The 18,637-nt window shown below is 50.2% G+C and carries 10 protein-coding genes; 4 read left to right on the top strand and 6 right to left on the bottom strand.

The window, feature by feature from the left end:
• The first annotated feature begins 137 nt into the window (after window positions 1-137).
• Both P2H89_RS03665 and P2H89_RS03660 read left to right on the top strand, forming a co-directional pair.
• Window positions 138-3,077, top strand: a complete 2,940-nt coding sequence (locus P2H89_RS03665) for a T9SS type A sorting domain-containing protein (protein ID WP_275825147.1) — start codon at window positions 138-140, stop codon at window positions 3,075-3,077.
• Between the two features lie 189 nt (window positions 3,078-3,266).
• On the top strand, window positions 3,267-4,448 hold the full coding sequence (locus P2H89_RS03660) for an acyltransferase (protein ID WP_275825146.1): 1,182 nt from the start codon (window positions 3,267-3,269) through the stop codon (window positions 4,446-4,448).
• A 57-nt stretch (window positions 4,449-4,505) separates the two neighbouring features.
• On the opposite strand, the gene atpC is transcribed toward P2H89_RS03660, so the two are convergent.
• The 3 genes from atpC to P2H89_RS03645 form a co-directional block, all read right to left on the bottom strand.
• The gene (gene atpC / locus P2H89_RS03655) at window positions 4,506-4,766 is read right to left on the bottom strand and encodes an ATP synthase F1 subunit epsilon (RefSeq protein WP_275825145.1); all 261 of its coding nucleotides are present in this window, start codon (window positions 4,764-4,766) and stop codon (window positions 4,506-4,508) included.
• 83 nt (window positions 4,767-4,849) lie between these two features.
• On the bottom strand, window positions 4,850-6,349 hold the full coding sequence (gene atpD, locus P2H89_RS03650; RefSeq protein WP_275825144.1) for a F0F1 ATP synthase subunit beta: 1,500 nt from the start codon (window positions 6,347-6,349) through the stop codon (window positions 4,850-4,852).
• A gap of 313 nt (window positions 6,350-6,662) precedes the next feature.
• Window positions 6,663-6,821, bottom strand: coding sequence for a hypothetical protein (locus tag P2H89_RS03645; RefSeq protein WP_275825143.1), 159 nt, complete (start codon window positions 6,819-6,821; stop codon window positions 6,663-6,665).
• An 834-nt stretch (window positions 6,822-7,655) separates the two neighbouring features.
• Here P2H89_RS03645 and P2H89_RS03640 point away from each other — a divergent pair.
• Both P2H89_RS03640 and P2H89_RS03635 read left to right on the top strand, forming a co-directional pair.
• On the top strand, window positions 7,656-10,817 hold the full coding sequence (locus P2H89_RS03640; RefSeq protein WP_275825142.1) for a VIT domain-containing protein: 3,162 nt from the start codon (window positions 7,656-7,658) through the stop codon (window positions 10,815-10,817).
• A gap of 192 nt (window positions 10,818-11,009) precedes the next feature.
• Entirely contained in the window at window positions 11,010-12,935 is a 1,926-nt protein-coding gene (locus tag P2H89_RS03635; RefSeq protein WP_275825141.1) for an alpha/beta fold hydrolase, read from the top strand.
• A 105-nt stretch (window positions 12,936-13,040) separates the two neighbouring features.
• Here the strand turns inward: P2H89_RS03635 and P2H89_RS03630 are convergent, their stop codons facing one another.
• The 3 genes from P2H89_RS03630 to P2H89_RS03620 form a co-directional block, all read right to left on the bottom strand.
• Window positions 13,041-16,112: an efflux RND transporter permease subunit gene (locus P2H89_RS03630; RefSeq protein ID WP_275825140.1), complete on the bottom strand. Its 3,072-nt coding sequence runs from the start codon at window positions 16,110-16,112 to the stop codon at window positions 13,041-13,043.
• A gap of 86 nt (window positions 16,113-16,198) precedes the next feature.
• Window positions 16,199-17,260, bottom strand: a complete 1,062-nt coding sequence (locus P2H89_RS03625; RefSeq protein ID WP_275825139.1) for an efflux RND transporter periplasmic adaptor subunit — start codon at window positions 17,258-17,260, stop codon at window positions 16,199-16,201.
• 11 nt (window positions 17,261-17,271) lie between these two features.
• Window positions 17,272-18,627, bottom strand: coding sequence for a TolC family protein (locus tag P2H89_RS03620; RefSeq protein WP_275825138.1), 1,356 nt, complete (start codon window positions 18,625-18,627; stop codon window positions 17,272-17,274).
• Window positions 18,628-18,637 lie beyond the last annotated feature (10 nt).

Here is an 18,637-nt window from a genome sequence, read left to right as displayed (position 1 = left end):
TTTTTCCTTATTGCCTACAAGTTGGAATTGCAAGCAACGATGATGCGTGTCATCAGTGCGATTATCATAGCGGGTGCTAATGATCGCAAGGGAATTTTATTTCATAACCAATGTGCTAAATTTTGAGAGAACTCTCTATGAAAAAACTACTCCTGTGCCTGAGTGTGTTGATCACCTTAACCGTATCCGCTCAGCACGTACCCAAAGGCCTGACTGCAGCAAATGGCGAATTCATTGGATTTTATCAGTACACGCCACTTGATTACAGCACAAATGTGAACACCAAGTACCCCGTCATTATTTTCCTGCACGGAATCGGGGAAACCGGCAACGGAACCACAGAACTTAGTAAAGTAATTGGCCTCGGCGTTCCAGGCGCTATCGAAGCAGGCAGCAAAATGACCTTCACCTGGAATGGCAAAACAGAAACCTTTCTCGTATTATCTCCACAATTAAATGGTAAATGGGGCGGATGGCAAAATTTTTACATTGAAGAAATGATCAATTACGCAAAGAAGAATTTGCGTATCGACGAAAACAGAATCTTCCTCACTGGCCTCAGCCTTGGTGGCGGTGGCGTGTGGGGTTACCCAGGAGCATCCCTGGACAATGCCAAGAAGCTCGCCGGTATCGGTGTTAGCTGTGGTGTGTGTCCCTGGAATGCGAATTTTTCCAATTACACAAATGCCAATTTACCCATCTGGGCATTCCACGCGCAGGATGACGGCACAGTGGGTGTAGGTTGCACTACCGGCACCATTGCTTCCATCAATAACCTGAACCCTGCGGTAAAACCATATATGACGATCTGGCCTGATGGTGGACATTGGATATGGGGCCGTGTGTTTGACGTAGGTTACAACTCGCAAAATCCTAATATCTATGAGTGGTTCCTCGGGCAAAACAAAAGTCTGCCCGTGAATAAAAGACCGGTAGCCAATGCCGGCTCCGACATTGCCACCACTCCATCTTCTGCCACGATTACCTTGAATGGCAGCAAGTCGACCGATGCAGACGGCAAACTGGTTCGCTACATCTGGACCAAACTTTCCGGCCCCAATGCCGGTACTATTGCAACACCCGTCTCTACAAACGGTAGCTCAATCGTTACAGGCCTCACTGTTGCTGGCACTTACCAATATGAATTGAAAGTGGTGGACGAGCGTTGCGACTGGACTATGGATACAGTGAACGTGGTAGTGTCTGCGACACCTCCCGCCAACAATAAGCCTCCCGTTCCCAACGCGGGCGTTGATATTACCGTGATGCAGCCTGTAACACAGGTTACCCTGAAAGGCAGCGCCACCGATGCCGACGGCTCTATTGCCAGCTACTCCTGGATCAAAGTAAGTGGCCCCGCCAATGCACAGATCGTGAGCCCCAACGACGCCACTACACAAGTAACCGGGTTGCTGGTTGGTACTTATGTATTCAAACTTTTTGTAGCAGACGATAAGAACGGAACTGCTGCCGACGACATCACAGTTACTGTGCTGGCATCCGATGGCAGGGCACAAACAGGTGTGGATCCTGGTCCGAACGTGACCATTACCCTGCCTACCAATTCAATCACCCTCGATGGTACTGCTTCTTACGATCCATTTGGTGGTAAGATCAATGGCTGGAGATGGCTCAAACTGAGCGGTCCTGCCGGCGGTACAGTAACCAACACAGGTGTATCTGTCACTACTGCTACCGGACTGACTGAAGGTGTGTACGTATTCCAACTCACGACCTGGAACAGTCAGTGGGCACCACAGTCGGCCAATAAGATCGTTACTGTATTGCCAGGTGGATCTACACCTCCTCCTGCCAACACCAATATTGCGAAAGCAGGTGCCGATCAGGCGATCACCCTGCCCACCAACAGCGTAACGCTGAACGGATCGGGTACTGTTGACCCAACAGGTGCTTTGAAGAGTATTGCCTGGACCAAGATCGCTGGCCCCACTGCCGGTACCATTACTACCCCTGCAGCATTGACAACTACTGTTACTGCTTTGACAGAAGGAACTTACCAGTTCCGCTTAACGGTTGCCAACTCTCAGGGAGTTTATTCTTCCGATACGGTTGCCATCGTTGTGAACCCGGCGGTCACTACACCTCCGCCCACCAAACCAGCTAACAGGATCGCCGATGCTGGCTCCGACCAAACCATTCAACTGCCTACCAGCAGCGTTACTTTGAATGGCTCCGGTTCTATAGACCCGCTCGGCGCATTACAAGCTGTGGCCTGGACAAAGATCAGCGGCCCTGCTGCTGGAACGATCACCACGTCCAGCGCTCTCACCACGACCGCAACTGGTTTGACTGCTGGCACTTATCAATTCCGCCTGCTGGTATACAGCAAACAATGGGTTCCTTCTTCCGATACTGTACAGATCGTTGTAAAACCCGGTTCAACCGACAACAGCAATGGTGGCGGTAACGGCGGTGAGCCTGTTCCCGGCGATGGTACTGGTCCTTCCGGTAACGGAACGATCACCAATGCGGGTCCCGACAGAGCGATCCAATTGCCGACCAATAGTGTAATACTGGATGGAACAGCCTCTAACGATCCCAGTGGCGCGCTGAAGAGCTGGTTCTGGAATAAGATAAGCGGACCTTCTGGTGAAACGATCACCAATGCATCTACATCGAAACCAACCATCACTAACCTGGTTGCTGGTGTTTACAAGTTCCGTCTTACAACCTGGAGCAGCCAGTGGGTACCCTATAGCGATACCATGCAATTAACCGTTCTCGCATCCGGCACTGCCACCATGGCTACTGCCCGTACAGTAACGACCGTCGCTGCGGATGAAGATGTAAAGAGCGCTGCAAAAGAAGGATTGCTGATCTATCCGAATCCGGCGCAAAGCCAGATCAACATTCAAACCTCCAGCAATATCAATGGAGCTTCTTCCCTGAATGTATACGACATGACCGGCAAGCTGGCCTTGAAGGTGGTGTTCCAGAAAGCACAATCCCTGCACCAGCAAGTGCTGAACATCTCATCACTCACACCAGGCCTTTACCAGGTGGAAGTAGTGATCGACAATGGCACCCGCCTCAAATCGAAATTTGTGAAGCAATAGATATTGATCCAATATCCCCTGTAAAAAGCAAGGGCCGCCGCAACTTCGTTGTGGCGGCCCTTTTTCATTTGCAGCCAGCCCTTTATCATGCCAAACCCGCGCCCTGGCGTTGTTCTATGTCCGTTAACCCGCTGAAAACTGGCATAAATTGAAATAATATTGTATTTTACCGCGCCCTTAAACAAGCTTATGACCGGAAATAGATATGTAGGTTTCGACCTGATGAGAACGACTGCCGTGATGCTGGTATTACTGAGCCACTCCCTGGTCTTTCTGCCATTTGCCTGGCCCAAAGAATACCTGTTTGGTTTTATGGGTTTTGCCGGGGTGGAAATATTCTTCGTACTGAGTGGTTTCCTGATTGGCAATATCATGTACAAAGCTTTTCAGAAAAAGCTCGACAAGAACGGATTGAAGGTTTTCTGGATCAGGAGATGGTACCGCACCTTACCATTATATTATATTGTACTGATCCTGAATATCGTTTTATCGGTGGCCATCGAAGGGTTGCACAGTGTACCATTGTCCACCTTTATGTTTCCCTTCTTCTTACAAAACTTTCTGTGGCCGCACCCCTATTTCTTTATACCAGCCTGGAGCCTTACCATTGAAGAGTATTTCTATTTGCTGTTTCCGTTGTTGTTGTTCTTCTTCATGAATATCCGGAAGTTACCCTTCCGCAGGTCATTCCTGTTGATGATCCTTTTATTCTTTGCGGTGCCCTTTGTGTTGAGAACTGCCTCCTTCTTATTACTGGAGTCGGGATATATACAGCAATACAGGCCTGGCTTTGAGGCACACTGGGATCTGCACATCCGCAAGATCACCCTCTTCCGTCTCGATGCGATTGCGATGGGCGTATTTACCGCCTACCTGATGAACAACTACAAAGCTTTTCTGCAGCGATACAAGAACCTGCTGTTGCTGGCTTCATTGATATTGCTCACCGGATCGATTGGGTTGTTTTTCCATTTCGTGTATCCCAACCAGATCAATGTTGTCAGCGCAATACTGATATTTCCGCTTTTCAGCGTTGGCTTTGCCCTGGCCATGCCCTATTTACAGGATATGAAATCGATGGGCTTCTTTTCATCACCCATTACTTTCATCAGTAAGATCTCCTATTCTGTTTACCTGTTGCATACCCTGCTGTCGGACTTCCTGTTCAAATATATTTACCAGGAGAGCTATTCATGGCCGGTTCAGTTCATGATATGGTTTTCTTTTATCGCTGTTTCCATCATTCTTTCCTGGTTCAGTTATCGCTACATTGAGCTACCCTTTACGGAGCGTCGTGAAAAATATGGCAGCGAACCAGGCACAGGCGTAACTGCCGTACCAGCTGTTGAAGTCATTAACGAACGTAAATAAAAAATCCCCCCGCAATGCGGGGGGACCTACTATCTTAATTAACCGAAGCGGTTTTGATTATCCTTCTATCTGCGTAGCGCCTTCTACCAGTACGGTTACTTTGTTATTGAGCACTTCTACAAATCCACCCTGGATATCATAGAACAACTGGTCGTTGGTTTTGTCCTTCAGTACTTTCAAACGGCCGGCTTTGAGGGCGCTTACCAACGGCGCGTGCCTGTTGAGCACTTCAAACAAACCGGAGATACCCGGCAGCTGAACACCATAAACATCGCCGCTGAAGAGCTTACGTTCGGGAGTTAATATCTCTAAGTTCATGTTTCGCGTTTTGAATTTGGAATTCCGGACCCGGATGCGGTTTTCGTTTACCGTGGCTCACCTGGTCCGGAATACACAACAATTTATCCCTGAGCCTGAGCCAACAGTTTCTTACCTTTCTCGATAGCATCGTCGATGGTACCTACGAGGTTGAAAGCTGCTTCAGGATATTCGTCTACTTCACCGTCCATGATCATGTTGAAACCGCGGATGGTTTCTTCGATCGGAACGAGTACACCCTTCAGACCAGTGAACTGCTCAGCTACGTGGAAAGGCTGAGAAAGGAAACGCTGTACTTTACGGGCACGTGCTACTGTTTGCTTGTCTTCGTCGCTCAACTCATCGAGACCGAGGATCGCGATGATATCTTGCAATTCTTTATAGCGCTGGAGGATCAATTTAACACGGTCAGCTGTTTTGTAGTGAGCTTCCCCTACGATGGCAGGAGTAAGGATACGGCTGGTAGAATCCAACGGGTCAACCGCAGGATAGATACCAAGGTCAGCGATCTTACGGCTCAATACGGTTGTGGCATCCAGGTGAGCGAAGGTTGTAGCCGGAGCGGGGTCGGTCAAGTCATCCGCAGGTACGTAAACCGCCTGTACGGAAGTGATTGAACCGTTCTTGGTAGAAGTGATACGCTCCTGCATCACACCCATCTCGGTAGCGAGGGTGGGCTGATAACCTACCGCCGAAGGCATACGACCCAACAGGGCAGATACTTCGGAACCAGCTTGTGTGAAACGGAAGATGTTATCTACGAAGAAGAGGATATCACGTCCTTTGCCTTGTCCGTCGCCATCACGATAGTATTCGGCGATGGTAAGACCAGAGAGGGCCACACGGGCACGGGCGCCGGGAGGTTCGTTCATCTGACCGAACACGAAGGTTGCTTTTGATTCCTTCAGCTCGTTGAGGTCAACTTTGCTGAGGTCCCAGCCACCTTCTTCCATGCTGTGCTTGAATGCGTCGCCGTACTTCATGATACCGGCTTCGATCATTTCACGCATCAGGTCATTTCCTTCACGGGTTCTTTCACCTACACCAGCAAATACGGATACACCGGAATATGCTTTGGCGATGTTATTGATAAGCTCCTGGATCAATACGGTTTTACCTACACCCGCACCACCGAACAGACCGATCTTACCACCCTTTGCGTAGGGCTCGATCAGGTCAATTACTTTGATACCGGTGAACAGTACTTCGGTAGAAGTGCTGAGGTTTTCGAAAGCAGGGGGCTTGCTGTGGATAGGACGGCCACCTTGCTTAGGAACAGCTGGCAAACCATCGATGGGATCGCCGGTTACGTTGAAGAGACGGCCTTTGATGGCGTCACCTGTGGGCATTGCGATCGCAGCGCCGGTATCAATTACCTGCAGGCCGCGAACCAGACCTTCTGTACCATCCATCGCGATACAGCGTACGCTGTCTTCACCAAGGTGCTGTTGTGTTTCCAGTACCAGGGTATCGCCATTTGGTCTTTTCAGTTCCAATGCGTTATAAATTTCAGGGAGCTTTCCTTCAAACTGCACATCCACTACCGCGCCGATGATCTGTTTGATCTTACCAACGTTTGCCATATGTTTTAAGAATGTATTTGTTTTATTAACCACCTTTTAACAGGGGGTCTTTTCAGGCCGCAAAGGTAAGGGAGGAATAGAAAACTTGTATATAGAATGCAAGAAATAAAAAAGGGTGGGGATAACCGAGGCCTCCCGTGAATGGGTTGACTGCATTAATAATTGGATATTAATCACTTACACAATACCGAGCAATCCGTGGATAAAGTCAAAAAAAGCCAAAAGGGGCGAGGGACAGGTCTTGGGCGCGGTAAACACCTGCAAATGGCGGTGGTGTTGAGTGCATTAATTTGAAACAAGGTGTTTTGCCGCCTTACGCGGGGTGGTAAGGCATTCGCAGGCCCCGTGCAGGGCCAAGGGGGTCTATTTTGAGCAGGGAGGATTGGGTGGAGAGGATCTCTATTTTCTTGAAGTTAAAGAGGCCTTTGCGGCGCGGATCCCGGGCTTTTTCGTAAATTACTGAAGGGATCATTGATCCCTTCATTTCATGAACATCTCCGCACTTTTTAGATTCTTCATTTCGAGCAAACCCGCCATGGGCTTGCATCCGCCATTTCAATTTGGTAAAAACCCGCGTTCAGCCTGCATTTGAGACCTGTTGGCTCGCCATTCCCCCGGAGTTCCCTCGGACTTCCCTCGGACTTCCTTTGCCCTTCCCCGGGAACTACTCAGAGAGTACTCACGACCTGATCAGAGAGTGACCAGAGAACGATCAAACCTTCGCCAGACGACGATGAGGTCGACATCATCCAAAGACCACAACCCTCCTTTCTAGGCCAATGGGCGCCGATCCGGCAACGGGTGGCGGTTGGGGGGAAGGTGCGATCTCTATTACAGGCGCTCGCCAGGGGCTCAGCCCTATAAAGCTTCATCCGTACAATCTGACAGACTGTAAAGCTATATCCGTATCATTTTGAACGACTGTAAGCCCTCCCAGTATCAAACTACCCACCTGTAAAGCTTTTCCAGTACAAGACATAGTTATTTTAGGACGAGTCAGGTCCGCCTGGGGGACGTCCTTAGTTCACTGATAGTTCACTGGGAGTTCACTGAGAGTTCACTAAGGGTTCACTAAAAGCGCCCTGGGCCGTGTATATCTATAGGGTTCCGGCTATATACCCAGTGGCCTTTTAGTGGCCGTCGGGCGGCAGCCTGACGGCCCAAGCGTTTGTAGAGCCTGATGCCGGGCTCCATTCTGTATTGGCAAGGGGCCGCTGGCGGGAATAGGGCACTGCCTGCCAAAGAAACATCCGCAGCAATTGTGTAATTCCTCCCCTCCCTGCATCTAATAACAAACGCACCAATTATGAAGTCAAGAACACGCTGCGGCGTGGTCATGCTGGTCATCTGCATGGCATGCCATTCTATTGTCCGGGCCCAGCTGCCTCAACTCAAGATCAACGATAAAGAAGACCCCAATGTGTTCCTCAGTAAACTGTCTATCGATGTAAAAGTGGCGGGCACCATCGCCACCACCACGATGGAAATGACCTTTACCAACAAGAACAGCCGTATACTGGAAGGAGAACTGTTGTTTCCGATGCCCGAAGGCATTTCGGTAAGCCGTTATGCACTCGACATCAACGGTCGCATGCGGGAAGCCGTGCCGGTGGAAAAAGAAAGGGCCACGCAGGTCTTTGAAGAAATCGAAAGGCAACGGGTAGACCCTGGCTTACTGGAGCGTGTGGAAGGCAATAATTTCCGCACCCGCATCTACCCCATTCCGGCCCATGGCAGCCGCACCATTCTCATCGCTTATGAAGAAGAATTGATGGTCACCGGCAAACAGCAATTGCGTTATCACCTGCCAATGGATTATAAACGGCCTATCGACCTGTTCAAGCTGGATATATCTGTGGTGCAGCAGGCGCTTAAACCCGATATAGAGGAAGAACCGGGTGATGACCTGCAGTTCAAAGCCTGGAATAACAACTACAATGCTTCCCTTAAAAAAGAGCATTTCTTACCAGAGCATTCTCTCAGCTTTACCATTCCGCAACCTGCCGATCACCTGGGTGTGATGATGCAGGAATCGGGGGGCAATTATTATTTTCTCGTCAATTGCTTTCCCAAACAGGATAAACGCGACAAGCCCAAAGTCGATGAAGCTACCGTTATCTGGGACGCATCGCTCAGCGGCCTCAATCGCGAAACGAAAAAAGAACTGGACCTGCTCGATAAGTACATCGACTATAACAAGAACCTGACCATCCACCTCACCACCATCAACAATGGCTTCCGGAAAGTTGGGTCGTACCGCATTACCAATGGCGACTGGTCTACGCTCAGGAAAGCCATTGAACAATTGACCTACGACGGCGGTACCAACTTCAGCCGGATCAGTTATCCGGCCAGCGATGAATACTTATTGTTCAGCGATGGCATGTCATCATTAAGCATACAGGATATCCCTTTACCCAATAAACCTGTATATGCGATCAGCTCATCACCGAAGTCCGACTTCTCGCAACTACAATACATCGCACAAAAGACCGGCGGCGCGTTCATCAACCTGGGTGTTTTGAAGCCCGGTGAGGCTGCTCCCCTCCTCACCCAACAGTCCCTACAGTTCCTGGGCATCAAACCCAACAGGGCCATCAGCGAAACCTATCCTTCGCTGCCCAAACCCATCGTACACCAATTTTCGCTCGCTGGTATGACGACCGAACCAACGGCCACGATCACCCTGCTGTTCGGCTATGGGAAAACGGTAACCTCCGAAAAAACAATAGCGCTTAATTTTCAGCAGCAGGCTACCGACCTGGTAAACCTGGGTCGTGTATGGGCGCAAAAGAAGATCGGCGATCTGGATGTACAATACGAACAGCATAAGGATATGATCACTTTCCTGGGCAAGCAATTCTCGATCGTTACCAGGAACACTTCCCTGATCGTGCTGGAAACGGTGAACGATTATGTGCGGTACGAGATTGAACCGCCGGCAGAATTAAGAGACCAGTATGACCGTATCATGAAGCAACAAATTGCCCGCCGCGAAAGTCAGCAGCAATTAACGCTCGCCAATGCCTTGCAGCAATTGAATACCCTGGTCACCTGGTGGAAGCGGAGCTTTGTAGCCCAGGTTACGCCTAAGCCGATAAAACCTGCAGAGGCGGAGTCACGACCAACGCCACCGGCGCCCCAGCCCATTACCACGCAGGATAACGCTATCAGAAGAAAAGAGAATCGTGTTGTCGCTCAACGTAACAGCGTCGGAGTAGAGCGGGAAGCAGCCCCTGCGCGCGAATCCCTGGAGGAAGTGGTGGTAGTGGGTTATGGCATCGCTAAAAAAAGTGCCATGTTGGGTTCCGTCAGCGCGCAAACGGTCCCTGCAAACAACAACCAGGATCTGCCTACTGCGCTGGCGGGCCGTGTGCCAGGAGTACAAGTAGCCGACAACAAAACACGCGCGTTGCGGAATGATGATGCCATTGAACGCAATCTCGCAAAAGACGATAAGGTTATCAATGAGCCCGACGGCACTAAAAGAATCCTCACCAGCATCGACATCAAACAATGGACGCCCGACCGCGCCTACCTGCAGGCCATCGCCAAAGAGAAAGCTGCTAACCGGTACGCGGCCTATCTCACCTTACGAAAAGAATACCTGTATACTCCTACGTTCTACTATGATATGGCCAATTTCTTCTTCCGCTCGGAAGATACTTTGACAGGTTTACAGATCCTCACCAATATGGCCGAGATCGACCTTGAAAACCATGAGCTGTACAAACTGCTGGGCTATAAACTACGGGAGGCAGGCGCTTATGAAGAAGCAGTAGCTGTGTTCAAAAAAGTGTTGCAATGGAGACCGATGGAGCCGCATAGTTACCGTGACTACGGGTTGGCCCTGGCCGATGCCGGCCTGTACCAACAGGCAGTCGACACCCTGTACACCGCCCTGCAAAAGAATTATAGCGAAAGCTCCAATGGCATGTACATGGGCATTGAAGAGATCATTGTGACCGAGATCAACCAACTGATCAGTTTACACAAGAGCAAACTCAACCTTACCCGCATCGATCCCAAACTGATCCATAACATGCCTACCGACATCCGGGTGGTGCTTAACTGGAATAAGAACGATACCGATATGGACCTCTGGGTTACCGACCCCAACCAGGAAACCTGTTACTACAGCCACAAGGAAACACTGATCGGTGGCCGCATTTCCAAAGACTTTACACGTGGGTATGGTCCCGAGCAGTTCCTGCTAAAGAAAGCTGCCAATGGCAAATACCTGGTAAAGGTGAATTATTATGGCGACCAGCAGTTTAAGTTCAGTGGCCCTACAACCGTGATGGCAGAAATCTACACCCACTATGCCGATGGGCGCCAGGAGCGTAAACTGATCACCCTGCAAATGGAAAAAGGATCGAGACAGGAAGGGATCCTGGTGGGCGAATTCCAATTTGGCAGCAGTGGCGGCAAGCAGGCTGACGACCGGCAGGCAGCCCGGAATAAATAAGCTACAGGGGGCAAAAATTAATTTCCCCCTGGCAATCCAATTGCAGCAACACTCCGTACATACCAATAGAGTCAAGTGCTTACCTTACGGGGAGGTCTTTAAAGGGGCCTCCCTTTTTCTTTGCCGTCCATAATTATACCCATTTCCCGCCCGGTTAATTTCATTACCTTCTGTGTCTAAACTTATCTGGATATGAAAAGACACCTTCTCGTGGTGGCCGTTGCCGGCTGCCTCGCGGCTTGCAATGATGAACAGGCGGCTGATAAAGCGCCCGCAGCCCGCCAGGTTGCCCAATACTCCATCGAACAATTCTACAAAAGTACCAACGTTGGCGGCGGCTCCATTTCGACTGATGACAAGAAGCTATTGGTGAGCAGCAATGAAAGCGGCATTTACAATGCCTATGAGATCGATATCGCCACCGGCGACAAAAAGGCCCTTACTACCTCGGCCAAAGAAAGCATCTTCGGTAATGATTACGTACCCGGTAGCAACAATTTTATCTATAGCTCCGACAAAGGGGGCAATGAGAACGATCACCTCTTCCTGCAAAAGACCGATGGCAGCATAAAGGACCTTACGCCAGGCGCCAAGGAGAAAGCCGGCTTCTATGGATGGAGCCGCGATAACAAGGCCTTTTATTACAACAGCAACAAACGTGATCCGCGTTTCTTCGATCTGTATAAAATGGATACCGGCACCTGGAAGCCGCACATGATCTACAAAAATGATAACGGGTTTGATGTGGGCGCCTTATCCGACAACGAAAGATACCTGGCCCTGGTACAAACCATTACTACCTCTTCTACCAATCTTTACCTGGCCGATCAGCAAACCAAACAAACGAAACTGCTCAACAGGGATAGCATACCCAGCAGTAATTCACCGCTTCAGTTTTCGATGGATAACAATACACTTTATTACCTCACCGACGAAGGCAGTGAGTACCAGTATGTGGTGAAGTATGATATACCTACGGGCAATAAAGAAAAGCTGTACAGCACCAACTGGGATGTGATGTACATGTACCTTTCGTACAATGAAAAATACCGCGTGATCGGCGTTAATGAAGATGGCAAGAACAAACTTTACATCTTCGATCACAAAACCGGCAAAGCCGTTGATTTTCCCAAACTGGATGACGGAGATGTTCAAAGCGTGAATATCTCGCGCAGTGAAAACAAAATGCGGTTAACGGTAGGCAACTCCAAATCGCCCAACAATATTTACATCTACGACTTCGGCACCAAAGAACTGAAGAAACTCACCAATACGCTGGCACCGGATATCAAAGAAGAAGACCTCGTGCCGGCAGAAATTGTACGCTACAAATCGTTTGACGGACTCGAGATTCCCGCCATCTATTACAAGCCCCAGCAGGCCAGCGCCGATAATAAAGTGCCTGCCCTTGTATGGGTGCATGGCGGCCCCGGCGGACAGTCGAGGGCTGGTTATTTCTCGCTGATCCAATACCTCGTCAACCATGGTTACGCCATCCTCGCCGTAAACAACCGCGGCAGCAGCGGCTATGGCAAAACCTTCTTCAAGATGGATAACCGCAACCATGGAGAAAAAGACCTGCAGGATTGCGTGTGGGGTAAAAAACACCTGGCGTCCTTGCCTTATATCGACAGCACCAAGATTGGCATCATTGGCGGGTCGTACGGCGGCTATATGACCCTGGCAGCCTTGTGCTTTCAACCCGACGAGTTCAAGGCGGGTGTCGATCTCTTTGGGGTGGCCAACTGGCTGCGTACCCTTAAAGAGGTTCCTCCTTATTGGGAGTCGTTCAAGAAGGCCCTGTATGAAGAGATCGGTGACCCCAATACCGCTGATACGCTTCGCCTCAAACAATTCTCTCCCCTGCTCCATGCCGGCAATATTAAAAAGCCTTTAATGGTTTTGCAGGGCGCCAACGACCCAAGGGTGCTGAAAATTGAAAGCGATGAAGTTGTAGAAGCTGTTAAGAAGAATAATGTACCGGTGGAGTATGTGGTGTTTCCCGATGAGGGTCATGGTTTCGTAAAGAAAGAGAATGAGATCAAAGGGTATGGACAGATCCTTCAATTCCTCGACAAACACCTGAAAGGAGATACAGCGAAAACCAAGCTGAACTAAGCAGTACCCGAAGCTGGCGTCATTAACCATTAATAGAAAACGTCAACCACAGCCATGTGATTGACGTTTTCGCTTTCAGGTATACGAGCGCCTATTCTTCAACTTTTAAACGATTGCAGGAGCGGCAGCCACTTCTTTATCGATCTCAACCTTTGGCGCCAGCAATTTGTACAGCACAGGCGTAACCACCCTGGTGAGCAGGGTTGAGCTGATCAACCCACCGATGATCACCAGCGCGAGCGGGGTATACAGCGGATTGTTTTCCAGCACCAGCGGCAGCAGTCCACCTATTGCTGTAAGCGTGGTAAGGATGATGGGCACAAAGCGGGTTTCGCCGGCCTCCTGGATGGCGTCGTTCAGCGCGATTCCCTGCTTGCGCAACTGATCGGTATAATCGACCAGCAAGATGGAATTCTTTACTTCGATACCGATCAAGGCAATGAGACCAATCACCGCAACAAAAGAGAAAGTATTGCCTGTGGCCAGCAGTATCAACACGGCCCCAATGATGCCGAGTGGCACTACCGACAACACGATCAATGTTCCCCGGAAGGTCTTGAACTCCAACACCAGGATGCCCAGGATGCCAAAGATGGTGATGAGGACGATGGTGCCCAATCCACCGAAACTTTCCTGCTTGCTCTCCACTTCACCCGCCGCCACATAATGGGTATCGGCAGGAAACTTCATGGCATCAAGTTCCTTCAACACCCCTTCCGTGACCTTCGTGGTATTGAATCCACTTTGTACAAAAGCTGTTACTACGGTATAGCGGTCCTTATCGTAGTGCTTAATGCTGGTAGGCGAGGCCTGGAATTGAATATCGGCCACCTGGCTCAGGGGCACGGGCACATTGCCGGTGGTGCTTACGTACACCTTCTGCAAGGCTTCGATGGTTTGGTGATCGCCACGGGGCAAGGTTACATTGATATTGTATTCGTCTCCATTGTCTTTCCGGAAGGTGCCAATATTGAGCCCTGCAATGGCCATGCGTACGGAGCGGTCTATTTCGTTGACCGGTACGCCCAGCATGCCGGCTTTATCCTTGTTCACTTTGATCTTTACATCCGTCTTCAACGTCGTTAGTTCATTGTTTACGTACATGGTGCCCGGTGTCTTTTTTAGCAGGTCTTCCACGCGAAAGGAAAGCGCGCGCAGGGTATCGAGGTTTTCCCCAAACAACCTGATGGCGACAGGTGCTTCTACCGGCGGGCCTTGTTCAAAGTCCTTTACCTCGATCTTTGCATTGGGATAGTTTTTGAACTTGCTGCGCAACTGATCAATCAGTTTGATCTTTTCAGCAGGTGGTGTTTCCTTCAGCTGCACAAACAACTGGGCATAGTTGCTGGCTTCATTTTGAGGTATAACGTTGTAATAAATGCGCGGGTTACCATGGCCTACGTTGGTAGCATAGTTCTTAAGATCGGGAATACTTTTAATCTCCTGTTCTACATACCGGGCCACTTTATCGGTGGCGGCCAGACTGGTGCCCAACGGCGTTTCAATATTCACCATGAACATCGGCTTTTCCGAAGCAGGGAATACGCTGAACCCAACTACTGGCACCAGGGCCAGGCTGCCCACGAATATGGCGCCTGCCACCAACAAGGTGATAACAGGATGCGCAATAGCGCTGTGCAGCAGGCGGCGGTAAGAGCCACCTATAAAGCGTTTCAACCCACGCAGAAACCAGTTGCCCTCCGGATTATGATGCGGGCTTAAAATGCGGCTCGATAAGAACGGTACGATGGTGAGAGACACGAGCAACGAAGCCAGCACCGTGGTCACTACTGCAGCGGGCAAACTGCGGATGAAATCGCCCGCTCCTTCGGGCAGGAACATCAGGGGCAGGAAGGCAAAGATCAAGGTGGCTGTACAACCGAGCACCGCCAGCCCGATCTGCTTGGTGGCTTGCATGGCTGCGTCTTTTCTGCTGTATCCCATGCGCAGGTACCGCTCGATATTTTCCACTACGACAATACTGTCATCAACCAGCAAACCAAGCGCCACGATGAGGCCCACAATACTCAGTTGGTTGATGGTAATACCAAACATATCGAGCAGGAAAAGTCCGATGGCCAGCGACAGCGGAATTGAGATCATCACGACCAGCGAAGCCCTGAATCCCAGCGGCAATAAAGTCAGCAATACGAGAAAGATAGCGATGCCGAAATCGCGGGTAAAGCCCCCTAAACGTTTGCGCACACTATCCGCATTATCAAAGCTCTGTTCATAAGCAATGTTCTTAGGCAGGTCTTTCTGAAACTGTTCCAGCACCGGTTTTACCTGTTCTTCCACGGCGAAAATATTGGTGCCAGTTTTGCGGCTGGCTACTACGAACACCCCTCGTTTGCCGTTAAGCCTGGCCATATAGCTTTGTTCTTCATAATCGAACGCCACTTCGGCAATATCCCTTACGTACACCAGGTTTCCATTGGCATTGCTGACGATGGTATTCTTAATTTCTTCGATGGTCTTGTAGTCGCCGCTTGTTTTGACGTTGAATTTCTTCTCCCCCATTTCTATACTGCCGCCGGGAATGTTGACATTCTCGCTCTGTATAGCTCCTAACACTTTGTTGAGTGGTATCTTGTTTTGGGCCAACTTTTCGAGGTGCAGGGATATGCGCACCTGTTGCTGCGGAAATGCCCAGTTATCCACGTTCTTGAGGCTCTTAACTTTTTCGAGCCGCTCCTTCAATTCCTTACTCCACTCTTCGAGGTCTTTGTAGGGCACAGTTTCGCTCATGAGCGCTATCTGCATAATGTTCACATCCGAGGGAGTAAACTTCTGCACTTCCATACTCAGGATGTCTTGCGGAAGTTTGGGCCTTAAGCCATCGAGTTCGCGCACCACATCCTGGTATTTGCGTTCGGGATCGGTTTCGTATTTGAACTCGATACGGATCACGGCCAGTCCGTCATCGATGCGTGTGACCAGTTTCTTGATATCATCCAGCTCATTGAGCTTTTTCTCGATGGGGTCTACCACCAGTTCTTCCATATCGCGCGGACTGGTACCGGGATAGATTACGATGGCCGAGAACTGTGGTGCTTCCATATCAGGATCTTCACCACGGGGCATATTGAATAGAGAGTTCAATCCGATCGCGATCATCATCACGAACACGATCAGGGTGAACTGGTAGTTTTTGACGGAGAAGTCGGTTATTTTCATGATTCGTTTTTTAATAATTGATTACCTGCCTGCCCGCCGCTGCCGAAAAAGAGATATGTAGCATCCGGAGCGCGCAGTCTTGCTGCTTATTTTATCACGTTTACGACCGACTTTTCCGTGAGGTACCCTACACCATCGGTGATCACCTGCTGCACATTATCCAACCCCTTTACGATGGCCACTTTGTCTTTTTCCAGGAAAGCGATGGATACCGCATGACGTTGCACGGTTCTTTGGTCCTTACCGACTGTATACACGAACCCTGATTTACCATCGGCTTCTGCCAAGGCTTCTATGGGGATCAGGGTTACACGCTGCAAGGTGGATGGCTGCAATTGCACCACACCAAACAGGCCGGTAGCAAAGCGTACTCCGTTCGGCAGCACTTTTACTTCTATCTCATAAGTGCCATTGGCCGCATCCGCGCCTTCGGCGATCTTTGACACAATACCGGTGAACGGTTGGTGGGGATAGGCATCCAGCGAAACTTCCGCCTTATTGCCGAGGCGCAGTACTGCCCAGTCTTTGTCGGACACACCGAAGCGTATTACCCAATCGCTGCCGGCGTTGCCATTGACGAAGAAGACGGGGGCCCCCGGTGCAGCCAGTTCGCCTTCATTCATGATCTTCTTGAGGATGGTGCCGTTTTCAGTGGCCCTGATCTGAGCGTATTGCTGGTTGAAACGGGCAATGCGCAGTCCTTCAGAAGATATCTGTTGTTGAGTAGTGGCGTTCTGCAATTGTTCCAGCGTCGCTACGGTATCATTGTAAAGATTCTTCACCCGCTTAGCGTCCCGCTCGGCTTTCTCGGCACCTTGCGCTGCCTGCTGTACCTGGGCATTGATCTCCGTCATATCGAGGGTGGCGAGAATTTGACCTCTTAACACATGGTCGCCTTCTTTTACGTAGATGCGTGAAATGATACCCCCTGTTTTGAAGGATAGGGTGGCTTCGCTGTTAGAAGCGATGGCGCCGGAATATCTTAATACCGGAGCGTACGTGGTATCTGTTACCGGTTGCAGTTTGACGGTGATGGCGTTGTCGGCTACAGGTTGGGTAATGGCCTTGGTTTCTTCGTTGCAACGGGCAACAGTAAATGCTATTGCCATAATGATGAGGAAGCGGAAGGAGTGGAATATCTTTTTCATAAACAATTATTTTAGAATTTATAGGATGCTGTGGCGCGCTCTACGTCGGCGGCCCTTGTCAATACGGCCAGTTGGGCCAGTGAATACCTGATCTGTGCGTTGGTGAGTTGGCTTCGTATATCGATCAATTCCAGTTGAAGGGCCTGCCCTTCGCGGAACCGCCTTTCGGTGAGCCGGTAAGTTTCCTGCGCGCTGTACACCTCATCGGCCAGGGCCTGCATCGATTTGATGGCCGAATAGTAATTGTTGTAAGCGGTGCGCACCTGCAGCGTAAGTTGCTGCTCTACCTCCCGGTACTGGTTGGCTACCGCGTCGAGATCGAGTTGCGACTGCTGTATCTTGTATTTGTTGTCGTTGGCACGGAACAGGCTCCATTGCAATTGCAGGCCGCCTAACTGGTAGAACTGATCGCTGTTGAACCTGAACCCGAAGCCCTGGAAGCCGATGTTGTAAAAGGCATTGAGGTTGGGAATGAGGTACGACTTGTTCATCTTCAAACTGGTGTTAAGCACCCGTTGTGTGCTCTTAAGCTGGGCGAGCTCTTCGCGGGCGGCCGGCACCTCGGTTGATACGGTCAATTGGTTCGTAAATTGTTCGGCTATCGAGCTATCGGTGCCCACCGGTGTTTCGAGCGGCTGGTTGAGCAGGAAATTGAAATAGGCAGCGGCATTTTGCCGGTTGTTGGCAGCTTCTATCGCGGAAGCCTGTACCTGGCTTACCTGGGCTTTGGCGCGCAGGGTTGCTTCTTTGGTTGCAGTTCCGTTCGCTACCATCTTTTCACTAACGCGCAGATTTTCCTGCACGAGTGATAAAGCGTTGTTGTAAATAGCCACTGAGCGGTCGGCCTGCAGGTATTGATAGTACGCCTGTTTGATCGTCTTGACCAACTCGCGCTTATACACTTCTACTCCTGCCTGCCGGGTCTTGATCTGTTCTTCTTTGATCTGCTTATTGTACCGGATGTTCATGTTCACGACCGGCATGGTCACTTCCAATTTGGTGTCATGAAAATCGTTGGGCAGAAAGGTGATGTTCTGGTTCTGCACTTGGGGGAACTTACCGGATGACGTGAGCTCATTGAGGGTCGAGTACACGTTGTTGAGAAGGTCGCCGATCGGGATATCCTGCGTTCGTCCGCCATGCGCCAGGGTATACTGCGAAGCAATATTGGCTTGCGGATAAAATTGGGATTGCGCGCGCCGGAGATCGAGCCGGGCTTTCTCCAGATCGAATGACTGCTGGCGGAGGGCCAGGTTACTATCGAGCCCTCTTTTTAGATAGGTTTCCAGCGTTTGCTGGGCGGTGACGGGCAGGGCAAAAAAGAGCCCTGCCACCAGCACCTGTGTGCGGATGATTGACCAATTCATGGCTAGGTAT

This window comes from Paraflavitalea sp. CAU 1676 (assembly GCF_029223285.1).
In the GTDB taxonomy this organism is placed as follows: Bacteria; Bacteroidota; Bacteroidia; order Chitinophagales; family Chitinophagaceae; genus Paraflavitalea.
The sequence above is the reverse complement of the archived record's forward strand: the minus strand, read 5'-3'. Positions and strand labels throughout refer to the sequence as shown.

Bases quoted from the DNA above. Each gene is read 5' to 3' on its own strand.
- P2H89_RS03625 (WP_275825139.1), bottom strand. From the start codon at position 17,260: ATGAAAAAGATATTCCACTCCTTCCGCTTCCTCATCATTATGGCAATA.
- atpC (WP_275825145.1), bottom strand. From the start codon at position 4,766: ATGAACTTAGAGATATTAACTCCCGAACGTAAGCTCTTCAGCGGCGAT.
- P2H89_RS03620 (WP_275825138.1), bottom strand. From the start codon at position 18,627: ATGAATTGGTCAATCATCCGCACACAGGTGCTGGTGGCAGGGCTCTTT.
- P2H89_RS03645 (WP_275825143.1), bottom strand. From the start codon at position 6,821: ATGATCCCTTCAGTAATTTACGAAAAAGCCCGGGATCCGCGCCGCAAA.
- P2H89_RS03630 (WP_275825140.1), bottom strand. From the start codon at position 16,112: ATGAAAATAACCGACTTCTCCGTCAAAAACTACCAGTTCACCCTGATC.
- P2H89_RS03665 (WP_275825147.1), top strand. From the start codon at position 138: ATGAAAAAACTACTCCTGTGCCTGAGTGTGTTGATCACCTTAACCGTA.
- P2H89_RS03635 (WP_275825141.1), top strand. From the start codon at position 11,010: ATGAAAAGACACCTTCTCGTGGTGGCCGTTGCCGGCTGCCTCGCGGCT.
- P2H89_RS03640 (WP_275825142.1), top strand. From the start codon at position 7,656: ATGAAGTCAAGAACACGCTGCGGCGTGGTCATGCTGGTCATCTGCATG.
- P2H89_RS03660 (WP_275825146.1), top strand. From the start codon at position 3,267: ATGACCGGAAATAGATATGTAGGTTTCGACCTGATGAGAACGACTGCC.
- atpD (WP_275825144.1), bottom strand. From the start codon at position 6,349: ATGGCAAACGTTGGTAAGATCAAACAGATCATCGGCGCGGTAGTGGAT.